This window comes from Pseudomonas kuykendallii, assembly GCF_900106975.1.
GTDB classification, from domain to species: domain Bacteria; phylum Pseudomonadota; class Gammaproteobacteria; order Pseudomonadales; family Pseudomonadaceae; genus Pseudomonas_O; species Pseudomonas_O kuykendallii.
Genome location: NZ_FNNU01000001.1, coordinates 804,260 through 825,786 on the forward strand (window position 1 = coordinate 804,260; position 21,527 = coordinate 825,786).

The window sequence follows — 21,527 nt, forward strand, 5'->3', positions numbered from 1 at the left end:
CAGGCCTGCCAAACGACATTCGATACGGCATCTGCACCAGCTTCCTCTTCAGCCAGCGCCACGACGGCGCTGCGCCGGATTCCGGCTCATGCCGGCCACCGGCCCAGCCAGCGCATCAGCCGTGACGACGGTTGCGGTGCCGTGCGGAAGGCCTGAAGCAGTTCTTCCAGGCTTGCCCGGCGTGCAGGGTCGAAGGCCAGGCCGGCCTGCAAGGCGCGAGCAATCGGGGGCGCCAGGACGGAGGCCTCTGCCTGCAATTGCATCGCCCGCGCCTGCTTGCCGCTGAGGCGGCGGAACGGGTGCCGCCCCGTACACAGCTCGTAGAGCACGCAGCTCAGCGCGTAGATGTCGGCAGCGGCACTCAGCGCCTCGCCATCCAGCAGTTCCGGCGCCGCATAGCGCAGCGTCCAGGCAGCGAAACGGCTGCGGCACAATTGCGGCAACCCCGGCAGCCGATTCTCTTGGGCCTGGCCGAGGCCGAAATCGAACAGCCGCAGACCCTGGTCGCCAACCATCACGTTGCTCGGTTTCAGGTCGCCATGCAGCACGCCAGCCGCATGCGCATGGGCCAACGCCTCTAGAAGCGCCAGCCCGATCTCCCGCGCATCGCCCCACGGCGCGCCGGCCGGGTGCTCGTCGATGAAGCGATCCAGCGTGCAACCGCTCAGCAGCTCGAGCGTGATGAAGGCGCGCTGGCTCAGCGGGTCGATATCGAACGCATGCAGTTGCACGACGTTGGCGTGGCGCAGGCGGCTGGTCAGTGCGAACTCGCTGTAGAGCAGTGCGCTGGCGTCCGGGTATTCGGCGAAGTCTTCGCCGAGGGTCTTCAACGCCACATACGGCTGCGGGTCGCCGAACTGTTCGCGCAGCAGGTCGCACGCCTGGTAAACAGCGCCCATACCACCGACACCCAACAGCCGCTCTATCCGGTAGCGCCCGCAGAGCACCTCGGGCAATGCCGCCGATGTCGGCATCAGCGGCGGCACGCGCGGCCCGCTACGCGCGCCGGCAGCGAAGGCAAAATAGGTCAGGTCCGGGTCGGCGACCGCCTCCGCCGCGAGCTGCGCCAGCGGATCGTTCATGGGCGCACCACCACGGCGCTGAGGTTGTCCCGCGCCGCGCCACCCAGCACCTCGTCGAACAGACGCCGGATCGCCAACTGCGGCGATGGCAAGCTGAGCGCCGCCCCCAGCGCACCGACGGACAGCTCGCGATAGAGCCCGTCGCTACAGAGCAGAAACACGTCGCCCGGGAAGATATCGAACTCGAGGATATCCAGACTCAGCGGCTCGGCGACGCCGATGGCGCGGGTCAGCGCCTGCGCCGCGGGATGCCGTGCCGCCTGCTGCGGGCTGAGTTCACCGCGGTCGAGCAGTTGCTGCTCCAGGGAATGATCACGGGACAACTGATAAAGCCTGCCGCGCCGCCAGAGATAGCAGCGGCTGTCCCCGGCCCACACGCACGCCCCCCGCGCGCCCTCCAGCAGCAGAGCCACCACGGTGCTACCGATGACCGGGTCGGGCCGCTCGGCGGTCACGGTCAGTTGCTGATGCAGCCGCCGGTTGATCTCGTGCAGGCAGCGCCGAAGGCCCTGCACACGCACCTGCAGATCACGCTCATCGGGCAGCCCGGCCAGTCGATCGACGATCAGCCGGCTCGCCAGCGCGCCACGCTCATGCCCGCCCATGCCATCGGCGACGACCCACAGGCGGCGTTCCGGCAGGTCGAGAAAGGCATCCTCGTTGCGCGCGCGAACCTTGCCGGTGTCGGTCCGCGCCGCGCTGCGCAGGCGCTCGGCCAGCGCGCTCATCACAGGGTTTCCGGCAGCCTGAAGTCACGCAGCATGGCGACGTCGAAGGGGTTCGGCGAACGCTGGCTGTGCAGCAGGTAGTTGGCTCGCAACCCACCCAGGTCGGCCTTGAGCATCAGCACATCGCGACCGCTGTAGTACTCGGTCTGCATCAGGTCGATCAGGCGAAACAGCGACCAGGGCCCGGTGTTGCGCTCGATGCCCACGCGCCGGCCGCCCAACTCCTCGACCACCAGGCTGGTCCGCCCGTCGCTGGCCGCCGCCGGCCAGTGGAAGGCGGTCGGCACGATGGGCCCGTGGCGGTACTCCAGTTGTTGTTCCCCCACGCTGAAATCCGCGCGCCCCAGGCTGGAGTCCAGCGAATAGGGCTCCAGCGTGAACAGCACCTGCGGCTCGCTGGCGTTCTCGGCGAAGAAGCTCTGGCGGATGATTTGCGCGTGCGCCATCTGCAGGAGGAATTCGCGTGACAGTGGCAGCCCGCGGCCATCGACCCGACGAAGTTGATAACGGTCGGCAGCACCGCTGACGAAGGGTTTCAGGTAGGCCTCGAAGAAGCGCTCGGCGATCCCTTGGCTCTTGAAGAACTCGCGGAAGTCGGCAAGCGCCACATCGCTGGCACTGCTCGCATCGAACGGATAGCGGCGGTTCAGCGAGCCCTGATAGGCCGCATACAGCTCGCTCCGATAGCGCTGGTTCAGATAGTCATGGGCGCCATTGAGCACCAGCATCCAACTGTCCTCGGCAAGCCCACCGAGCCAGGCGCCGACCGGTTGCGGCAGACGGGCGGAGCTACCGCGCAGCAGATTGATCGCATCGAGTTGGCCCCCCATGCGCGCCTTGGCCAACTCGAAGGCCGCCTGCTCGGGCGCACTCGCGCTGGCCAGGCCGGCCAACTGCTGCTGCAGCCCGTCGAGGGCTTGCAAGGTCGTCAGCAGGAGCGGAGCGGGACCGCCGTTGTCATCCAGCAACTGGTGCAATGGCAGGAAGCGTCGCTCCACAGCCTTGCGCGCGGTATCCGGCAGCGCCTTCGCCAGGCTCGTCTGGGCCTGTTCCGCGACGCCGGCCAGCTTGACGAGCTTGGGCTTCGCACCGAGCGCCTTCGCGGCGTCGGCGAGTTCCGGGCCCTCCTCGGTCACGTCGGCAAGGTCACGAAAACGGGTGTTGTCCCGCACCTCGGCGAGCAGTTGCAGCAACGGCGAGTTCGCCGCGGTCAGGCCGGCAAGCTGTTCGGCTCCCTGACGGGCGTCGCCGATCGGCTCCAGGGAAAGCTGCGCCAGCGCCTCGGACCAGTAGTTGGCGTAGTCACGAAAGTACAGTTGCTCGATGTCCACCAGCAGGCGATTGAGGTCGCCACCGCTCAGCCCATCGCCCTCCCCTAGCACCCAGTTGTCGCGCATCAGGTCACGCACCAGTGCCGGACCCTGGCCGACGAAGAATTGCCCGTAGCCACGCTGGGTATAGAACCCCGGAATGGCGAAATCGCTTCCGCCGAACAGCGCGGCCTGCGGACCCAACTGTTGGGCGAACCGGTAGTCCGGCAGGCTGCGCGCCTGTTCACGCAGCATCCGATAAACGACGTTGGCCAATGATTCGCGGCGGAGCACCTCGCGCGCCTGGGCGACCAGTCGGTCGTCCAGCGCATAGCTGAAGGGCCCGGCGAGCAGATGTTCGAGATGGTTGCTCAGCCCCTCTTGAACCTGTGCGTTACCGGGATAACGTTGCGACCAGTCGGCGGCAAGCCTCTCACCTAGAACCGCAGGGTCGCGGCGCTCCTCGAGATTCAGCATCAGGTAGGCGCGCAAGCTACCGAGCAGACGCTCACGGTCGCCCAGGCTGGCGCGGACCTGCGCGGCCAGTTGCCCGGCGATACGCGGCAACAGCAGGTGCTCCAGGTCGCGCCGGTAGTTCTGCGTGACGCTGGGCTCCACCTGGCGCCGCTGATACAGCCCGGCCCTGTCGACGATCGACACCTCGTCGGCGCCCGGAAACACCTGGGTGGCCGCAAAGCTGTCATCGAGCGCCTTCAGTACGGAGACGGCATCCCCCTGTCGGGCCGTTTCGCTACGCGCGGGGCCGAGGCCTTGCGCCAGCGCGCGCAATTGTTCGAGGCGATTCTGGTTCGCCGAAAACCCATTGGCCCACAGTGCGCCAAAGCCCAGCAGGCAGATGCAGGCGGCGACATACAGGCCGCGCTGCCCCCAGTCGATGCGTCGCCGCTCCCGCTGATCGAGCCCGGCGAGTTCGGCTTCGGGAAAGATCACCTGATCCAGCAGGTGATGGATGAACCGCGCACGTCCGCGCCGGAACATCGGCAGCGCGCCGCTCGCCAAACCCAGCTGGCGCCCTATGGCACGCGTGTCCGGATCGAGTTCGTCCTGTACCTGCGGCGCACTGGTCAGGTAGAAGCCCCGCAACTGGCTGGCGCGTTGGTAGCGGTTGCCGGAGAAGGCCAGTTCGATGAACAGGCACAGGTGTTCGCCGATCTGTCCCAACTGGTGGGGAAAGTCGAGAATCCGCCCGCGCCGCTGGGTATCGCGCTCCTGGTGCATGCGCTGGATCACCTGACTGTTCAGGCGACGCAGCAGCTCTTCGAACTCCTGGCGGACCACCTGGGCGTCAGTACCGTTCTGCTCCTGGCGAAAACTGGCGCCGAGCACCTGGTCGCTTTCCTCTCGGGAAAGCGAATCGAAGAACTCCTCGAAGCCGGGCACCTTGTCGGCCTTGCTCAATACGAGGTAGACCGGCACTTCCGCGCCGAGTCGCTGATGCAGTTCGTGCAGGCGCTGACGCACCTGGCGGGCAAGCGCCTCCAGCACCTGCTCGCTCTCGCTCTGCAGACAATCGACTGGAACATTCACCAGCACGCCGTTGAGGGGACGGGCTCGCCGCCGACGCAGCAGGCCAAGCAATGTCTGCCAGGCCGATGCGTCCACTGCTGCATCCGGCTGCGTGAGATAACGCCCGGCGCAATCGATGAGGACCGCATGCTCGGCAAAGTACCAGTCGACGTTTCGGGTACCGGACACCTCGCGCGTCAAACGATCCTCGCGCGGGTTCAGCGGGAACTCCAGGCCGGAAAAGTCCAGCAGGCTGGTTTTGCCGCTGCCTTGCGGGCCAAGCAGCAGGTACCAGGGCAACTGGTTGCGCCAGTGCTCGCTACGTCCGCGGTACAGGCTCGAACGGCGCAGGGTGCGCAAGGCGTCGCGGTAACGGCTGCGCAACTCGCCCTGCTCCTCGTTGAGCAGGCTGTCGCGGCGCTTGCGTTGCTGCGCCACCTCGTCCGTTTCCTCGCGCTTCTTGCGGGCCGTCGCGCGCCAGTTGGCGAAAACCATACCGAGGCCCCACAGCAGAAACAGCACGCTGATGCTCAGCAGTCGGCTGCCTGCGGACTCCCAGAAGCGGACGTCACCAACAGCCAGCAAGGGTCCGGCAAACCACACGAGCAGCGCCAGCAGAAGCACGAGACAGAGTGTCCAGACCCATGTCCTGCGCATGAAGGCGCCGAGTTTGGCGAAGAATCCTTTCATTTCTTCCATCCTCGATTCACTGACGGTCGGTGGCGACCGGGTCGGGCAGTCGGTAGGACTGCAGTACGGCTTCGCGCTGCGCCTCGAGCGCCCAGGCAAAACCGCCATAGGTGATCGCCAGGCAAATCAGCGTGAACAGCGCCACCATCCATCCTGGAACGATGCGCACCAGGCGCCGCCGCGAATCCTTCAGCCCCTGCCAGTGAGGCGAGACATCCCGCGGGACATCGCCACGCAGCTGGCGAATCTGTCGATACAGGCTGTCGCGGATCGCCTCCAGCTCCAGCATGCCGCGCGGGAGGACACGAAACTTGCCTTCGAAGCCGAGGGACAACGCCAGGTACATCAGCTCCAGCATCGGCAGGTGCTTGACCGGGTTGCGCGAAAGCCGCTCGAGCAGCTGGAAGAACTTCTCGCCGCCGAACGTTTCGTTGTGGAAGGTGCTGAGCAGGCTCATCTGCGACCACTCGCTTTCGTTGCCCCAGGCCGTGGTCACCACCGCTTCGTCGAGCACCGTGCAGAGCACATAGCGGGCGGCCATTACCTGGCTGCTTTCGGCGCCGTCATGCAGCGCGCGGTGCTCGAACAGCTTGATCTCGCTGGCCAGGCGGGCCTGCAACGCGCCGATATCCTCGGCCTCGAAGCTGTGCTTGAGGCGCACCACGTCCGAGAGCAGCGACGAGGCGGCCGCCACCAGCGGATTGAGGCTGAGGTTGAACGCCTGTGCCGGACGCAGGCGGGCGGCGTAGATCATCCGCTCCTCCAGTTGCTCGTATCGGGGCGGCGCGGCGAAGTCGGTGAGCGGGCTTTGCGCCGGTGCATCGCCGTGGCGATTGAGGATGACGGTCCTGTCGTCCTGCGCGTAATCCATTTCTCTGATCATGTCGTTCAGTTCCTGATCGCCCAGAATTTCAGCTCGAGACCGGGGAATTCACCGGACAGGTGGAAGGCGAAACCACCGGAGCGCTCCAGCTGCGCCAGCTCCTCGGAGTTGAGTTCGAGCGCGAAGTAGGTCTTGCCGGCGTGGAACGGGATCTGTCGTGGCGCCACCGGCAGCGGCTTCACCCTGATTCCGGGCAGATGGAGGTTCACCAACTGGCGGATGCGCTCCACCGGGCCGACCTTGAGGTGCGCCGGCAGCCGATTGCGCAGTTCCTCGGAGTCGCACTGGGCACTGGCGGCGAGGATGAACGATGCCGCGCCAAGCAGCGTGTGATCATGCAGCGGTGACACCTGGATACCGTACTGACGCTGCTGCAAGAGCAACTCGATGGCGTGCTGTTCGAGCACCATCGACAGCACCTGACGGATCGCATCCATCAACCGGCGAAAACTCAGGCCCTGGTCGCTGTGCTGGTAGCGACGGTCCAGACGTGGACGCTTGCTCTCGCTGGCGAAGGTCGCCAGCTCACCGAGAAGCCCGAGCAGTTCGCGAAAAATCTGCTCCGGATGTACCTGCTCGATGCCCAGGTAATGGCGCAGGAGCGGCTCGTAGCGATTTATCAGCTGGAGCATCATGAAGTCGCCGACTTCGGCGCCGCCCACCTTGCCGGTGGCACTGATCCGCTCCGCGAGCGTATCGCCGCGATGAGCCAGCATGCTGATCACTTCCTTGAGGCACGACTGTAGATAGACAGAGGCCTGGAAATGCAGAAAGGTCGGAATGAACTCCGGATCGAGACTGACCAGCGCGTCCGGCGTGGTATCCAGCACATCGCAGAGTTTCAGTTTGACGTAGGCCTGGTCGCTCTGCTGCTCGCCGAGGAGCAGGCGGAAATCCGGCCGCGCACAATTGACCTGGCTCGCCGCGGCGTCGCCCGCATTGGAATCGGTCACCTCGGTTTCGATGGCGGTGTAACGCGCGAGAACGTCCTTCTGCTCGACCCGGCGAGTTTCGATGTGATTGCCCGAAACCAGCGGCAGGGCCAGGTAGATCGGCGTGTTACCCGTGTTCGGAGGAACGTCCAGCGCCAGCGGCTCGCGCTCGGCGCCGATCTCGAACAGTGTCCCATCGGGCAGGATGCCGCTGGCCTGACTGAGCACCAGTTTTCCGGTCCCGAGGAACTGGCGGTCGATCTCCAGGGAGAAAAAGCCCCACGCGTAGCTGTCCAGGCGCTGTGTGCGGACCTTGAACTGGTAGTCGTAGTACCGGTCGTTCTGCTGGAAGTGCTGCGGGCGCAGCAGCATGCCTTCTTGCCAGACCACCCTCTGCGTCGTCATGGCCGGTTACCTACCGGGGCCACGACGCTCGCCGGATCCTCGATGCCGCGCTCATCCAGCAGCAGCGTGATGGTCTTGCGCTCCTGCGGCTGCAGCGCGATCACGTAGCGCCAGCGGGCCTCCGGCAGGTCGCGATAGGCCGCCAGAACGCCGACGTAGCGACTGCCCTCCTGAACGGACAGCTTCAGTTGCCGTTCTTCTCCCGGCCGCAGTTCGAGCTCCTCGAGGGCGACCAGATCCGGCGACAGGGCTTCCTTAGGACGCTGATAGAGGGAAAAGAAATCGGCATTCTCGAACGCCACGGGATGCTTCAGCTCGAGCAGGCGCAGGACGATCGGAGAGGGCCGCCCATTGAGGTCGGGGTTCAGGGTGTCGCTGCCGCGCAGCTCGAGATCGAGCTTGGTCAGGGTCGAGTACGGCGACAGCGAGGAGCAGCCGGCCAGGACAAACACGGCGGCCGGCAGGGCCAGCAAACGAATCATGGGCATCATCCTTGAAGGTCATTGTTGAGGGTCGCGATGAGCCTGACCTGTTCTTCATAGGCTCTGGCGAAATCGCCGGCGAACAGCCGTTCGCTCCATTCATCGTCCTGCCGAATGACCCGGTGCAGGCGTCCGTAGGCGCGCCACCGCGCACCCGCGGTGGCGTACAGTAATTTGCCCTCGCGCTCGAAGCGCAGCGCCAGTTGCTCGGGCGATAGCAGTTCCAGCTGGCTCTTGAGCGCCGTCCGGCTGGCGGCAAGCAATGCGACCTGATGTGCCTGCAGGTCGCGAAAGCCACGGTTGATCGCCTGTTCGGCGCTGAGCTGGCCCGGACCAGACTCACGTAACAGGGCGGCCAGCGCCGACTGCCCGTCCGGGTCGTTCTTGAGAGGGTTGTTCCCGGTGGGCTGCACCGTCGTCAGCGGCAGACGCAGCTCCTTCTTCAGTTCGCGGCGCGTGCTCAGGCTCTGCTGCAGCCCGGCGATGCTTTGCCGAAGAAGGCGTGCGGTTCTGAGCACCAGGGCTTCCCGCTGCACATCGTCGAGCTCGGCGAGGTCGACGCCCAGGGCTCGTGCATATCGCTCCCAGAAGCTCTCCGGAAAAGTTGGCGCCGCCGCCGTTGTGGGCGCAGCAACCGCAGCCACCGCCGGAACCAGCGCGGGGATCGGCAGGCTCTCGGTGTCTATCCGCGCGTAATCGCGCTGCTGCGCTGCGGGAGGCTGCGGACGGGTCAGCGCCGCGAGTTCATCGACTTCGGCGTAAATGCGCTCCTGCTGGTCAAGCGCGATCAGCGGGTCCAAGTCGAGAAAGGCATCGTCGGGAATGATGCTGCCGGCAGGTTGCGGACGGCCGACGTCGCACTCGAACGAGGCGGGGTCCTGAACCAGCCGCGCGCGGATTTCATAGTCGCCGAGGCAGTACACCGCGCCATGTTCGATCCGTTGCGGACGGCCCTTGCCCAGGCTGGCACCGTTATCCTTGAGCTGGATGCCGTTGCTGCTGGTGTCGGTCAGATAGAAGGCGCCGTCGCGATAGCTGACTTGAGCATGACAGCCAGACAGCACGCGCTTGCGGTCGGGAATGACCCAGTCGCAGTTGTCCGCGCGCCCAATGATCCCGCCAGCCTGCTTGAAGGTCTTGCTGGTGAGCAGGCCGGGGGCGAACTGCTGCGTGCCGACCATATCGAAAACCAGTTCCATGGCATGTAACTCCTTGCCTTCAGTTACCGCGATTGGTCACCTGCGGATCGCCCAGCGGCCGATACTGATCGTCGTTGAACCGGTAGTTTCCGGAGCAGCCAGCCAGCGCTATCGCCAGCAGGCTGCAGAGCAATAATCTGTTCATTCCATCGGCCCTCCCTGGGCCTGAATGTCGGCTTAATAGGCTCCTCGCAACTACGCGCGAGCAGCGCCTACCAGGATCCATAGGGAATCCCGAATTTTTCGATGTAGGCTTTGGACTCCGGCTCGAGCGGCAGGGCGTATTGACCACCACTTCTCCCCAGGAATGGTCCGATCTTCACCACTGCCCCCTGCACACGAGCGACCTCGATGGCGGAAAGGCATACCCCCATAATCCAGGTCTTGGTGACGCCACCAGGCGCCAATCCGATAGTCAGGGTGTTGCGGTAATCGGTGATCCATTTACCCAAACCGCGGCAGTAGACTTGCTCGCTACTGAGCATCTGCTGGCGGGTCGCCTCGGGAATTTCAATGTAGGCCTCGTAGGTCTGCGGCTCGGCCAAGGATTGCCAGCGCACGTAGATCAAGCGGGGCAGGTCGGCGCCATGGACGTTCTTGCCTTTTCCTCCTCCCGGGTTAGCTGGCCACCCCTCCGGCTTACCCTTGAAGTTAGGTGGGGTCTGAACCGACGCAATGCCACTCATCGCTCGCCGAAACACATGCCCCTGGATATCCACCGCGTCCGCCGTTTCGATCCACACTTCCATGTAGCTAGGCCCCCCGAAGCCTAGCCACCAGGACTCATAGGGCAGTGGCCGACCAAGGCCATGGACGCAACCGGTGAGCACAAGGCCGAAGCAAAGCACGCAGAGACGCTTCAGCTCATTCATTGGGATATTCCTCCCGTACTCCGCTATCGGTCGGCCGATTGGCGAAGGCGATGCTGAGGGATGCATTCCAGTGCGCGGATAGATGGATGTAGTGCCGATACAGAAGGGACTCTTCAGCCTCGCTCAGCGCTGGGGTGGCACTTTCGCCGAGGACGAGTGCCTGCAGTTTCTGGAATATGGACTCCAGTTCGACCGGGAAAGCCAAGTGCGGACTCGGAGGGATATCCTTGAAGGGCACCTTTGCTTTCACCGCCGCCTCGCGCATCGCTCGCAGGTACACCAGAGAAAGCCCACCCGCCACCTGGCGGTCGCTGCGCACCGCGGCGTACACGCGTTTTTCTTCCTGATGCCAGGCTTTTCTGTAGTTGTTCTCGCTGTTCACTGCCCAACTGACGATCTCCAGTTCCAGCCCGTAGCGCTGGAGTGGAAGCAGATCCGCATCGAGCGCCCGGAGGGTGTCCAGATAGGCCTTGGACCGCTCATTGGAAATGTAGGATTTCTCCGTGCTGAGGCGCGGTTTGCTCAGCAGCAGCCGCTCACGGGCCTGTGGCAGGTATCCGCCACCGATATCCGAATGAGCGCCGGGCAGGACGATGTCGTTATCCGTCTTGATCAAGGCAAAGTTGTAGCGATGCTCGTCGCGAGCAACGAACTGCACGACCTTGCCGATATCCCCCGGAGCCAACCGCAGATTCAGGCCGGGATTGAGTGCATTGGCCGGGGTGAGATCGCCGTGCAGCGGATCGAAAATGCCGGCGACCGTATCGAACAGACCAACGAAGGCGATGCCGAAGTCGACCTTGGGCTGCCAGGCAAACCCCGGAGCCAGCATCGGCGAGTCTGCTGGCAAAGCAGCAGCAAGCAGGCTGCCCGGACCTTTCAACAAATCGTTGGCAAAATGCCGGGCGGCCGCAGCGCCGCGGCTGAAGCCAAACAGGTCGAACTCGATGCGACGGATCAGAACATCGGGATTTTTTTCGACGAACCGAGCCACACGCTCTTGGATAGCATCTGGAGCCTGCTCGACTCTCACCAGAACGCCCGTTTCGCCCAAACCGGTCACCTGGCTATAGAGGGAATCATCACCGCCGCTGCTGGTACCGATCCCTTCCATGTACACAGCGAAAGAAGCCTGCCTCGCAGCGGGCCCCAGCTCTTCGTAGCTCTGGTCGACATACAGGTCATACAGCCGCGCCACGTTAGTGACGTCGTTGCCGTAGCTGTTGTTCGGCGAGCGGCCAAGCCCGTCGTAACCATAGGCCGCGCAGAACCGGCGAATGTCTTCGGCCGCATCCTGCAGGTTCACATCCTTGGCATGGCAGCCGGCGACGCTTTCGCTGTTGGATCGGTTGTTACCCGTACCATCGAAGAACACACCGATGCGCAGCGTTATTCCACCTTCTTCAAGCTCTTCCTCCTCTTCCTCTGCAACTGGGCTGCTGAAAGGCACTGACGCGAGCGCGTTCGACAGGGGCTTGCTCAGCACGTCGCCGGCCTGGGATACGGCGGCGGCACCTGGAAGCAGCGGGCCGAGGATACGGATGCCGGTACCCCGCCCTTGCGCGCCGCCCGAGTTCATTTTCACCGTGGCGCCGTTGATGCAGATGCCGCTGGCATCCAGCTTTATCCAGCTGCCACCACCCTTGAGGGTGAGTGCGCTGCCGGCTTCGAGAACCACCTTAATACCGCTGTTCAGGTGGATTTCCTGGCCGGCCTCGACGAACTTCCCGTTACCAATCCTGACGTGCTGACCCCCCCCAATCCCCAGATGATCATCGGCCCTGACCTCGACCCGGCGGTCGGCCTGGGTGGTGCGGTGCTCCTCGGCCTTGAGCTCGGTGTAGCTGTTGGCTTCCACCGTGTCGTGGCGTTCGTGGCCGATGCGGACCTTCTGGTCGTGCTCGATGTTTTCGTCCCAGTCGCGCTGGGCGTGCAGGTAGACCTGTTCCTGGCCCTGGCGGTCTTCGATGCGCAGTTCGTTGTAGCCGGCGCCGCCGGGCGAGCTGAGGGTCTTGAACACGCTGCGGGTCTTGTGCGCCGGTAGCGCGTAGGGCACCACGTGTTCCTTGTGGTACAGGCAGCCGCTGATCAGCGGCTGGTCCGGGTCGCCTTCGAGAAAGCTCACCAGCACTTCCATGCCGACCCGCGGGATGGCGATGCCGCCGTAGCGGTCGCCCGCCCAGCTGCTGGACACCCGCAGCCAGCAGCTGGTCCTGTCGTCGGCCTGGCCGTGACGGTCCCAGAAGAACTGCACCTTGACCCGGCCGTATTCGTCGCAGTGGATTTCCTCGCCAGGCGGGCCGGTGACCACTGCGCTCTGGCTGCCGAGGATGCGTGGCTTGGGATGGTTCAAGGGCGGCCGATAGGGCACGTCCCAGGGCAGGGCGCTGAAGTGGTTGCGGTAGCCCTGGGTAAAGCCTTCTGCCTGGTCCTGATGAGTCGACTCTTCCAGCACCTGCGGTTGCTTGCCCTCGTGGAGCACTTCGTCGAGCAGCCAGAGCTGGTTCCAGGCGGCGCGCGGATGGGCGGAGAGGGCGAGGAAATGGCCGCTGGAGAGTGTGGGCTGATCACTGTCGCCTTCGGCCAGCTGGTAGTCGGCGCGATGACGTTCCAGGGCGCGCTTGGCCAGGTGCTTGCCGCGGCCCCGATCGACGAAACGGCCCGGGTAGTCGTAGTCCTCGAGGTCCGGCTGGGCGTCGCTGCGGGCTTCGCTCTCCAGCAGCAGGCGCGGTTTCTCGAAGTCGTAGTCGCGGCGGGTGACGCGGGAGGTGCGGGTTTCCAGGCGCACACCGAAGCGCTTGATCACCGGCTGGTCGGCGACCAGGCCGCTGTCCTGCTGGTAGGCCACGGGCGCGCGTCGGGGAAATACCGTCTGGTCGTCGCCGAACACCAGCACGTGGCCGGCGGCGCTGTGCTCGAAGTGGTAGTGGATGCCTTCCTCTTCGCACAGGCGCTGGACGAAGTGCAGGTCGGACTCGTCGTACTGGGTGCAGTAGAGGCGCTCGGGATAGGACGCGCTCAGCTGAAAGCGGTAGGCGCCGGCGAGGATGCCGTGCTCCTCGAGCACCTGGGCGACGATCTGCGGCACGCTCCGGTGCTGGAAGATGCGCTGGTTGATCCGGTAGGCCAGGTACGCCAGCTGCGGCACCAGGGTCATCCGATAGCGGGTCAGGCGCTTGCCGGACTCGCCCTGGGCGATGCGCCGGACCAGCCCGTGAACGCCGCCGCCGGCGTGTGAAAAGGCGAGGAAGGCGGGGGTGTGCAGGAGGGACTCCAGGTCCAGGTCCGGATGCTCGCTGACCAGTTCCAGGTCGAAGGCATAGGGCGTGGAAAGCGCCTCGCGGCCCTGGAACGCGAGCACCTGCAGGTCGTGCGCCTGGCCTTCGAGGCTCAGTGTGAAGTGCGCGGTGTTGGCCGCTGCGAACATTCCCTGTCTCCCGGTGATGCGAAGGGCGCTCTGCGTGTAGGCCTCGCTGGGCGAGCGGCAGAGCGCGCCGGAAAAGGTGCCAGGGCCAGTTCATGCCCCGGCGAACGGATTCAGGCGGCGATCGGCGTGCGCCAGTCGTCGGAGCCCGAGGTGCCGGACACTTCGTGGGTCCAGACGATCTTGCGGTAGGTGAAATAGACGTCTTCGAGATGGGTGAAGTGCGACAGGTTGGGGTCCTGGCAGTTTGGCATCCGCGATTGCACGTCGACGATCACCGCGTCCTCCAGCTCGATGGTGAAGTAGTGCTCCTGGGTGCCGGTGGAGGAGGTGCGGTACCACTCCAGGCGGCACTTGCTCAGGCGCTCGCCGGAGGTCAGCGAGTTGAAGATCAGCGGCGATGATTTATCGAAGACCTTGGTGATCATCAGCGGCTTGTGCACGCGCTGGCCGGTCGGCTGGCCGGATTGCGGGTCGCGCGGAATGATCACCTGATGGTTGAAGGCCTGGACCAGGATCTGGTCCTCGTGGCCTTCCTGGAAGATGTTGCCCACCGAGTCCTCGGTGAAGGTGCCAGCGGTGATCAGGCCCTGCTTGGTGCCTTCGAGGGACAGGTACGCGGGGGTTGGCATGAGTGCTCTCCTTGCTGTCATGGACCGGTTGGCCCGGGAGTACCTGCTCTAACGAAAAACGTGCCAGGCGAGGAAATATCGAGCTTTATCAGCCACTTGTGGATTCGTGCGGCGAAACAGAGTTTTTGTCGACGGCTGAGCCCGCTCCAGCTGCGCAAACCTCTGCCGAATCCCCGGCAGGGCGTTGCGCAATGGCCGGATACGCGCGGCCCACGGCGCCTGGCGGATTTGGCGCAGCGCTGGCAGCACCACGCCTGCGCAGGAAGCTGCACAGGGGCGGAGAGCGGCGGAGGAACGCGCACTACACAGATGAAAGCCGCACCGCGACTGGGCGCGAAGGCTTTTCATGTAGTATAACTACAAGGCCACTACAGCCCCGACCACCCGATCCTGAACGAGTCCTGCCTGTGAACCTGTTGCAGCACATCGCCCAATCCCGTCATCTCCTGCGTAAATCGGAACTCAAGGTCGCCGACCACGTGCTGCTCGATCCAGCCGCCGTGATGCACAGTTCCATGGCCGATCTGGCCCATGACGTCGGCATCAGCGAACCGACCATCGTGCGCTTCTGCCGCGCCATCGGCTGCAACGGTTTCCAGGACCTCAAGCTGAAGCTGGCGCAAAGCCTGGCCGCCGGCGCCAGCTTCGGCCAGTTCGCGATCCATGAGGACGACTCGGTCACCGACTTCAGCCTGAAGATCTTCGACACCACGCTGCACACGCTGATGGAAGTGCGCGAGCACCTCGATCCGCAGGCGCTGCAGCGGGCCATCTCCGCCTGTGCGCAGGCGCAGCGCGTGGAGTTCTACGGTTTCGGCGCATCCGGGGCGGTGGCGGCGGATGCGCAGCACAAGTTCTTCCGCCTGCTGCTGACCGCTGCCGCTTATTCGGACCCGCATATGCAGGCAATGTCGGCGGTGACGCTCAAGCCCACTGACGTGGCCGTGTGCATCTCGCAGTCCGGGCGCTCCAAGGACCTGCTGATCACCGCCAACGTGGTTCGCGAGAGCGGCGCCACGCTCATTACCCTGTGCCCGAGCCAGACGCCGCTGGCCGACCTGGCGACCGTCAACCTGGCCATCGATGTGCAGGAAGACACTGAGATCTACACCCCGCTGACCTCGCGCATCGCCCACCTGGTGGTGATCGACGTGCTCGCCATGGGCGTGGCGATGGCGCGCGGCCCGGCGCTGGTGAACCATCTGAAGAGCGTGAAGCGCAGCCTGAGAAGTCTGCGCCTGTCGCCGAAGACGACAAAGCAGCAGGGCGAATAGTCAGGCACCTTTGTTCTGGCTCTGATGGTGTCACTTTGCTACCGTGCGCGGCTCTGCTGATTTCGCCCCCGGATGCCGCCCCATGCCTCACGTTCTCAAGCGTTCCCTCTCCCTGCGCGCCCTGCTGATGGTGCTGGTGTGCGGCCTGGCCACGCCCGCGTTCGCCATGCAGATTTTCGTCAAGACCCTGACCGGCAAGACCATCGCGCTGGAGGTCGAGCCCAGCGACTCCATCGAGAACATCAAGGAGAAAATCCAGGAAAAGGAGGGCATCGCGCCGGAACAGCAGAGGCTGATCTTCGCCGGAAAGCAGCTCGAGGACGGGCGCACGCTTACCGACTACAACATCCAGAAGGAATCGACGCTGCACCTTGTGCAGGTGCAGGTCCAGGTGCAACCAAGCGGGCTCGATGGCCTGCGCCGGCAGGCCAGCGGAGTCTCCAGCCTGGCGATCGATTCGGCGGTCCTGGTGCTGAGCGGAAACCACGGCCATCCGCTGGATATGCGCGTCGCGCCCGGCAAGCAGAACTGCGCCTGGCTGGCGGGCGACTGGGGTGGCGATGACCTGAGCGGCACCGGCGACACCAGTGGCGCCGCGGAGGTGGGTGGATGCCAGCGCCTGACCGAGAGCGGCGCCCAGTTGGGTCTCGCTGTCGGCAAGACCCGCGCGCAGGACGGTCATGCGGGCCCCGGCTCCGTCAAACAGCGCGGTGAGTATCTGCTGCTGGAATTCATCGCGCCGGTGGCGGCCGTGTCGCCGAATCTGTGGTCGACGCTGACGGCGTACTACAACCATGGCGAAGCCGATACCCGCCGCGAGTACTCGACTCTTCTCGGCGCCGAGACGTCCAGCGCCGACCCCAAGGTCGATACCTGGGCGTTGCGCGCGCGCCTGGACTGGGAGCGCCTGTGGCAGCCGATGGGGGTGGAACTGTCGCCCTATGCGGACCTGAACTATGTGCAGGCGCGGGTTTCGTCGTATGACGAGAAGGGCGGCAGCCAGGCGATGTCGCTGGCCACGCGCGAGCAGGCCGTCTCGGAAATGCGCCTGGGCCTGAACGCCCGGTATCCGCTGGCCGACCATCTCGAGTTGCTGGCCGGCTTCGAAGGCGTTCGTCGGGTGCAGGATGACGCCGATGACATCGACGCCTACTGGGGAGCGCAGCGTTTCAGCCTGCAACAGGCTTCGGACGACCGCGCCTGGGTGCGTGCCCAGCTCGGCGCCGCCTGGCGGATGCAGGAGAACCGGGTAGCGCTGCTGTTCAACGCCACCAGCGAAGGCCAGCAGCCCGCGCGTTGGGTGGCGATGAGCTGGACGGGCTCATTCTGACGCGCTGAGGCGTCCGCGCTGTCGCCAAACCGTCATTTGCACGCAGGATACTGGTGCTCCACTCGTCCAAGGGGAGTACCAGCAATGCTCAGTCAGCCCTCCACCCTCGACAGCAAGAACCGCCGCAAGCAGCTCGACCAGCGGCGCATGGAATTCCGCCGCGCCATCGAGGCTTATTCCGAGCAGCGCCTGCTGCAACAGGAACTCGATGCCTACCCCGACCTGATTGCCCTCAACGCCCTCAGCGGTTCGCTGGACGACCGCCGAAGCGCGCCGCCAGCGCACTGATCCTCGCCCGTTCGCCGCGGACGAAGGCGAAGAAGGTCTGCGCCACCGGCGAGAGGTACTTGCCGCGCGGGTGCACCAGGCACCAGCTGTGCATCAGCGGCAGTTCGCGCACCGGCAGCTCGCGCAGCAGGCCGCCTTCCAGCTCGCGGCGCACCGCGTGGCGGGGCAGCAACGCCAGGCCGAGCCCGGCGATCACCGCTTCGCGTTGCGCCTCGGTGGAGCTCAGCTCCAGGGTCTGGGCGAAGTGCGCGCGCTTCTGGTGGAAGTAGTCCTCGCAGGCCTGGCGCGTGCCGGAGCCGGTTTCGCGGATCAACAGCGGCCAGGGCGTCAGGTCCTGCAGCGTCAGCGAGGTCTCGGCGCACAGCGGATGCCCGGCCGGAGCCACGGCGACGATCGGGTTGTCGAGGAACGGCAGGAATTCCAGGGAGCCGTCCTGTGGCACCTGCGACATGATCAGCAGGTCGTCGCGATTGGCCGACAGCCGACGCACCGCCTGGGCATGGTTGATCACCACCAGTTGCAGGCTGACTTCCGGATGGCTCTCGCGGAACGCCGCGAATAGGTGCGGCACGAAGTATTTCGCCGAGGATTCCACCGCCAGTTTGAGCTGGCCCTGCAGCGAGCCCTGCAGGTCGGACAGTTGCATGTCGAGGCTTTCCAGGCGCCCGAAGATGTCCAGGCTGGCGCGCTTGAGCGCTTCCGCCGCATCGGTGAGGTAGAGCTTCTTGCTCACGTAGTCGAACAGCGGTTGGCCGATCAGCTCTTCCAACTGACGAATCTGCAGGCTCACCGCCGGCTGGCTCAGCGACATTTCCTCCGCGGCGCGGCTGTAGGAGCGCGTGTCGCACACCGCGTTGAATACCTGGAGTTGACGCAACGTCATGCGCATCAAGGACTTACGCATCTATTCCGACCTCTTCGCGGCGCGTTGGGAATTACGGGTTGCTCGAACCAGCAGAAAGATAAGTCATTCCTAATAGCTGACCCAACAATTATTGATTTTTGCTGATCGGTGATCCGGCGTAGTGTTGCCGCAAGGCCGCTACATGAAGTCCGGTCGCACGCCGCCCACACGCTGGGCATCTGTTCACTGGGTCGAGGAAGACACGCGTGATCAAGAAAATCCTGATCGCCAACCGCGGAGAGATTGCCGTCCGTATCGTGCGCGCCTGCGCCGAGATGGGCATCCGTTCGGTGGCCGTCTACTCCGAAGCCGACCGCATGGCGTTGCACGTCAAGCGCGCGGACGAGGCGCATTTCATCGGCGATGATCCGCTGGCCGGCTATCTGAACCCGCGCAAGCTGGTCAACCTGGCGGTGGAAACCGGCTGCGATGCCCTGCATCCCGGCTATGGCTTTCTCTCGGAGAACGCCGAGCTGGCGGAAATCTGCGTGGAGCGGGGCATTCGCTTCATAGGTCCGTCGGCCTCGGTGATCCGCCGCATGGGCGACAAGACCGAAGCGCGGCGCAGCATGATCAAGGCCGGCGTGCCGGTCACGCCGGGCACCGAGGGCAACGTCGCCGACCTTGCCGAAGCACTGCGCGAAGGCGAGCGCATCGGTTATCCGGTGATGCTCAAGGCCACCTCCGGCGGCGGCGGGCGCGGCATTCGCCGTTGCAACTCGCGCGAGGAGCTGGAGCAGAACTTCCCGCGGGTGATTTCCGAGGCGACCAAGGCGTTCGGTTCGGCCGAGGTGTTCCTCGAGAAGTGCATCGTCGAGCCCAAGCACATCGAGGCGCAGATCCTCGCCGACTCCTTCGGCAACACCGTGCACCTGTTCGAGCGCGACTGCTCGATCCAGCGGCGCAACCAGAAGCTCATCGAGATCGCCCCGAGCCCGCAGCTCACCCCCGAGCAGCGTGCCTACATCGGCGACCTGGCGGTGCGCGCGGCCAAGGCGGTGGGCTACGAGAACGCCGGGACCGTGGAATTCCTGCTCGCCGATGGCGAGGTGTACTTCATGGAGATGAACACCCGGGTGCAGGTGGAACACACCATCACCGAGGAAATCACCGGCATCGACATCGTCCGCGAACAGATCCGCATCGCTTCCGGCCTGCAACTGTCGGTGAAGCAGGAAGACATCCAGTACCGCGGCTTCGCCCTGCAGTTCCGCATCAACGCCGAGGAGCCGCGCAACAACTTCCTGCCCAGCTTCGGCAAGATCACCCGCTACTACGCGCCCGGCGGCCCCGGCGTGCGTACCGACACGGCGATCTACACCGGCTACACCATCCCGCCGTACTACGACTCCATGTGCCTGAAGCTGATCGTCTGGGCGCTGACCTGGGAGGAGGCGTTGGCGCGCGGTTCGCGGGCGCTGGACGACATGCGTCTGCAGGGGGTCAAGACCACCGCTACCTATTACCAGCAGATTCTCGAAGACCCGGAATTCCGCAGCGGCCAGTTCAACACCAGCTTCGTCGACAACCATCCGGAGCTGCTGAACTACTCGATCAAGCGCAAGCCGGGCGAGCTGGCCCTGGCCATCGCCGCCGCCATCGCCGCCCACGCCGGGCTTTAACGAATCGTGCCCGGCCTGGGCCGGGTCGCCGCGGATCAGCGGCCAGAGGGAGAATCAGAGATGAGCAAGAAGATCACGGTCACCGATACCATCCTGCGCGACGCCCATCAGTCGCTGCTCGCCACGCGCATGCGCACCGAAGACATGCTGCCGATCTGCGACAAGCTCGACCGCGTCGGCTACTGGTCGCTGGAGGTCTGGGGCGGCGCCACCTTCGACGCCTGCGTGCGCTTCCTCAAGGAAGACCCGTGGGAGCGCCTGCGCCAGCTGCGTGAGGCACTGCCCAACACGCGCCTGCAGATGCTCCTGCGCGGGCAGAATCTGCTCGGCTATCGCCACTACAGCGACGATGTGGTCGAGGCGTTCGTCGCCAAGGCCGCCGCCCGCGGCATCGACGTGTTCCGCGTGTTCGACGCGATGAACGACGTGCGCAACCTGGAAACCGCGATCCGCGCGGTGAAGAAATCCGGCAAGCACGCCCAGGGCACCCTCTGCTACACCACCAGCCCGGTGCACACGGTCGACGCCTTCGTCGCCCAGGCCAAGGCCATGGAGGCGATGGGCGTGGACTCCATCGCGATCAAGGACATGGCCGGCCTGCTGACGCCATTCGCCACCGGCGACCTGGTCAAGGCGCTCAAGGACGCCTCCCCGCTGCCGGTGTTCATCCATTCCCACGACACCGCCGGCGTGGCCAGCATGTGCCAGCTCAAGGCCATCGAGAGCGGTGCCGACCACATCGACACCGCCATCTCCAGCATGGCCTGGGGCACCAGCCATCCGGGCACCGAATCGATGGTCGCCGCGCTACGCGGCAGCCCCTACGACACCGGCCTCGACCTGGCGCTGATCCAGGAGATCGGCGTGTACTTCTACGCGATCCGCAAGAAGTACCACCAGTTCGAGAGCGAATTCACCGGCGTCGACACCCGTGTGCAGGTCAATCAGGTGCCTGGCGGGATGATTTCCAACCTCGCCAACCAGCTCAAGGAGCAGGGCGCGCTGAACCGCATCAACGAGGTCTTCGAGGAAATCCCGAAGGTGCGCAAGGACCTCGGCTACCCACCGCTGGTGACGCCCACCTCGCAGATCGTCGGCACCCAGGCGGTGTTCAACGTACTCGCCGGCGAGCGCTACAAGACCATCACCAACGAGGTGAAGCTGTACTTGCAGGGCCGCTACGGCAAGGCGCCGGGCGTGGTCGACGACAAGCTGCGGCACCTGGCGATCGGCAACGAAGAGGTCATCGACGTGCGTCCGGCCGACCTGATTGCGCCGGAGCTGGACAAGCTGCGCAAGGAAATCGGGGCGCTGGCCAAGAGCGAAGAGGACGTGCTGACCTACGCGATGTTCCCCGACATCGGCCGCAAGTTCCTCGAGGAACGCGAAGCCGGCAACCTGGTTCCCGAAGCGCTGCTGCCGATACCGGAAGCCGGCGGCGTGGCACCGGTGAGCGGCAAGGGCGTGCCCACCGAGTTCGTCATCGACGTGCACGGCGAGAGCTACCGCGTCGACATCACCGGCGTCGGCGTCAAGGGCAGCGGCAAGCGGCACTTCTACCTGTCCATCGACGGCATGCCCGAGGAGGTGGTGTTCGAGGCGCTCAACGACTACGTCGCCGGCGCCGACGGCAGCCGCAAGCAGGCCAGCGCGCCGGGCGACGTGAGCACCAGCATGCCGGGCAACATCGTCGACGTGCTGGTCAAGGAAGGCGACACGGTCAAGGCCGGCCAGGCCGTGCTGATCACCGAGGCGATGAAGATGGAAACCGAGGTGCAGGCGCCCATCGCCGGTACCGTCAAGGCGGTGCACGTGGTCAAGGGCGACCGCGTCAATCCGGGCGAAGTGCTGGTGGAAATCGAAGGCTGACAGCTGCCGGGTATGAAAAGGGAGCCTTTGGGCTCCCTTTTTCTTGTGCGCCGGAATGCCATCGGTATACTCCG

The 21,527-nt window shown here is 65.0% G+C and carries 17 protein-coding genes; 5 read left to right on the forward strand and 12 right to left on the reverse strand.

Annotated elements, in window-relative coordinates; all coding sequences use genetic code 11:
• Positions 1 to 86: 86 nt before the first annotated feature.
• The 11 genes from BLV15_RS03630 to BLV15_RS03680 form a co-directional block, all read right to left on the reverse strand.
• Entirely contained in the window at positions 87 to 1,082 is a 996-nt protein-coding gene (locus tag BLV15_RS03630) for a serine/threonine-protein kinase (protein ID WP_090224699.1), read from the reverse strand.
• Positions 1,079 to 1,810, reverse strand: coding sequence for a PP2C family protein-serine/threonine phosphatase (locus tag BLV15_RS03635; protein WP_090224701.1), 732 nt, complete (start codon positions 1,808 to 1,810; stop codon positions 1,079 to 1,081). The genes BLV15_RS03630 and BLV15_RS03635 overlap by 4 nt, the downstream gene beginning before the upstream one ends.
• Positions 1,810 to 5,337 (reverse strand): type VI secretion system membrane subunit TssM, encoded by a 3,528-nt coding sequence (gene tssM / locus BLV15_RS03640; protein ID WP_090225195.1) that lies wholly within the window; start codon positions 5,335 to 5,337, stop codon positions 1,810 to 1,812. Before tssM ends, BLV15_RS03635 begins: the two co-directional genes overlap by 1 nt.
• 16 nt (positions 5,338 to 5,353) lie before the next feature.
• On the reverse strand, positions 5,354 to 6,220 hold the full coding sequence (gene icmH, locus BLV15_RS03645; protein ID WP_090224703.1) for a type IVB secretion system protein IcmH/DotU: 867 nt from the start codon (positions 6,218 to 6,220) through the stop codon (positions 5,354 to 5,356).
• Between the two features lie 5 nt (positions 6,221 to 6,225).
• The gene (gene tssK, locus BLV15_RS03650) at positions 6,226 to 7,557 is read right to left on the reverse strand and encodes a type VI secretion system baseplate subunit TssK (protein ID WP_090224705.1); all 1,332 of its coding nucleotides are present in this window, start codon (positions 7,555 to 7,557) and stop codon (positions 6,226 to 6,228) included.
• A complete protein-coding gene (gene tssJ, locus BLV15_RS03655) occupies positions 7,554 to 8,045 on the reverse strand; it encodes a type VI secretion system lipoprotein TssJ (RefSeq protein WP_090225197.1) in 492 nt (163 codons plus the stop codon). Before tssJ ends, tssK begins: the two co-directional genes overlap by 4 nt.
• Positions 8,045 to 9,238 (reverse strand): type VI secretion system-associated FHA domain protein TagH, encoded by a 1,194-nt coding sequence (gene tagH, locus BLV15_RS03660; RefSeq protein ID WP_090224706.1) that lies wholly within the window; start codon positions 9,236 to 9,238, stop codon positions 8,045 to 8,047. The genes tssJ and tagH overlap by 1 nt, the downstream gene beginning before the upstream one ends.
• 19 nt (positions 9,239 to 9,257) lie before the next feature.
• Positions 9,258 to 9,383: a type VI secretion protein gene (locus tag BLV15_RS03665; protein WP_090224708.1), complete on the reverse strand. Its 126-nt coding sequence runs from the start codon at positions 9,381 to 9,383 to the stop codon at positions 9,258 to 9,260.
• Between the two features lie 67 nt (positions 9,384 to 9,450).
• A complete protein-coding gene (locus BLV15_RS03670; protein ID WP_090224709.1) occupies positions 9,451 to 10,110 on the reverse strand; it encodes a DUF2931 family protein in 660 nt (219 codons plus the stop codon).
• Positions 10,103 to 13,537: a type VI secretion system tip protein TssI/VgrG gene (tssI, locus tag BLV15_RS03675; protein WP_090224711.1), complete on the reverse strand. Its 3,435-nt coding sequence runs from the start codon at positions 13,535 to 13,537 to the stop codon at positions 10,103 to 10,105. The genes BLV15_RS03670 and tssI overlap by 8 nt, the downstream gene beginning before the upstream one ends.
• Positions 13,538 to 13,647: 110 nt before the next feature.
• Positions 13,648 to 14,166 carry an Hcp family type VI secretion system effector gene (locus BLV15_RS03680; RefSeq protein WP_090224712.1) on the reverse strand — a complete coding sequence of 173 codons (519 nt, stop codon included), beginning with the start codon at positions 14,164 to 14,166 and terminating at the stop codon, positions 13,648 to 13,650.
• A 407-nt stretch (positions 14,167 to 14,573) separates the two neighbouring features.
• Between BLV15_RS03680 and hexR the strand changes: the two genes are divergently transcribed.
• The 3 genes from hexR to BLV15_RS03695 all read left to right on the forward strand — a co-directional run bounded on the left by hexR (position 14,574) and on the right by BLV15_RS03695 (position 17,058).
• Positions 14,574 to 15,440, forward strand: coding sequence for a transcriptional regulator HexR (gene hexR / locus BLV15_RS03685; protein WP_090224714.1), 867 nt, complete (start codon positions 14,574 to 14,576; stop codon positions 15,438 to 15,440).
• Between the two features lie 82 nt (positions 15,441 to 15,522).
• Positions 15,523 to 16,770, forward strand: a complete 1,248-nt coding sequence (locus BLV15_RS03690; protein ID WP_090224716.1) for a ubiquitin-like protein — start codon at positions 15,523 to 15,525, stop codon at positions 16,768 to 16,770.
• Between the two features lie 84 nt (positions 16,771 to 16,854).
• Complete coding sequence (locus BLV15_RS03695) at positions 16,855 to 17,058, forward strand: PA3496 family putative envelope integrity protein (protein ID WP_090224717.1); 204 nt, start codon at positions 16,855 to 16,857, stop codon at positions 17,056 to 17,058.
• On the opposite strand, the gene BLV15_RS03700 is transcribed toward BLV15_RS03695, so the two are convergent.
• Positions 17,012 to 17,962 carry a LysR family transcriptional regulator gene (locus BLV15_RS03700; protein ID WP_090224719.1) on the reverse strand — a complete coding sequence of 317 codons (951 nt, stop codon included), beginning with the start codon at positions 17,960 to 17,962 and terminating at the stop codon, positions 17,012 to 17,014. The two genes, BLV15_RS03695 and BLV15_RS03700, sit on opposite strands and share 47 nt — an antisense overlap.
• Before the next feature lie 206 nt (positions 17,963 to 18,168).
• Here BLV15_RS03700 and BLV15_RS03705 point away from each other — a divergent pair, with 206 nt between their 5' ends.
• Together BLV15_RS03705 and oadA are read left to right on the forward strand one after the other, a co-directional pair.
• On the forward strand, positions 18,169 to 19,584 hold the full coding sequence (locus tag BLV15_RS03705) for an acetyl-CoA carboxylase biotin carboxylase subunit (RefSeq protein WP_090224721.1): 1,416 nt from the start codon (positions 18,169 to 18,171) through the stop codon (positions 19,582 to 19,584).
• A 60-nt stretch (positions 19,585 to 19,644) separates the two neighbouring features.
• The gene (oadA, locus tag BLV15_RS03710; protein ID WP_090224722.1) at positions 19,645 to 21,453 is read left to right on the forward strand and encodes a sodium-extruding oxaloacetate decarboxylase subunit alpha; all 1,809 of its coding nucleotides are present in this window, start codon (positions 19,645 to 19,647) and stop codon (positions 21,451 to 21,453) included.
• Positions 21,454 to 21,527: the final 74 nt, after the last annotated feature.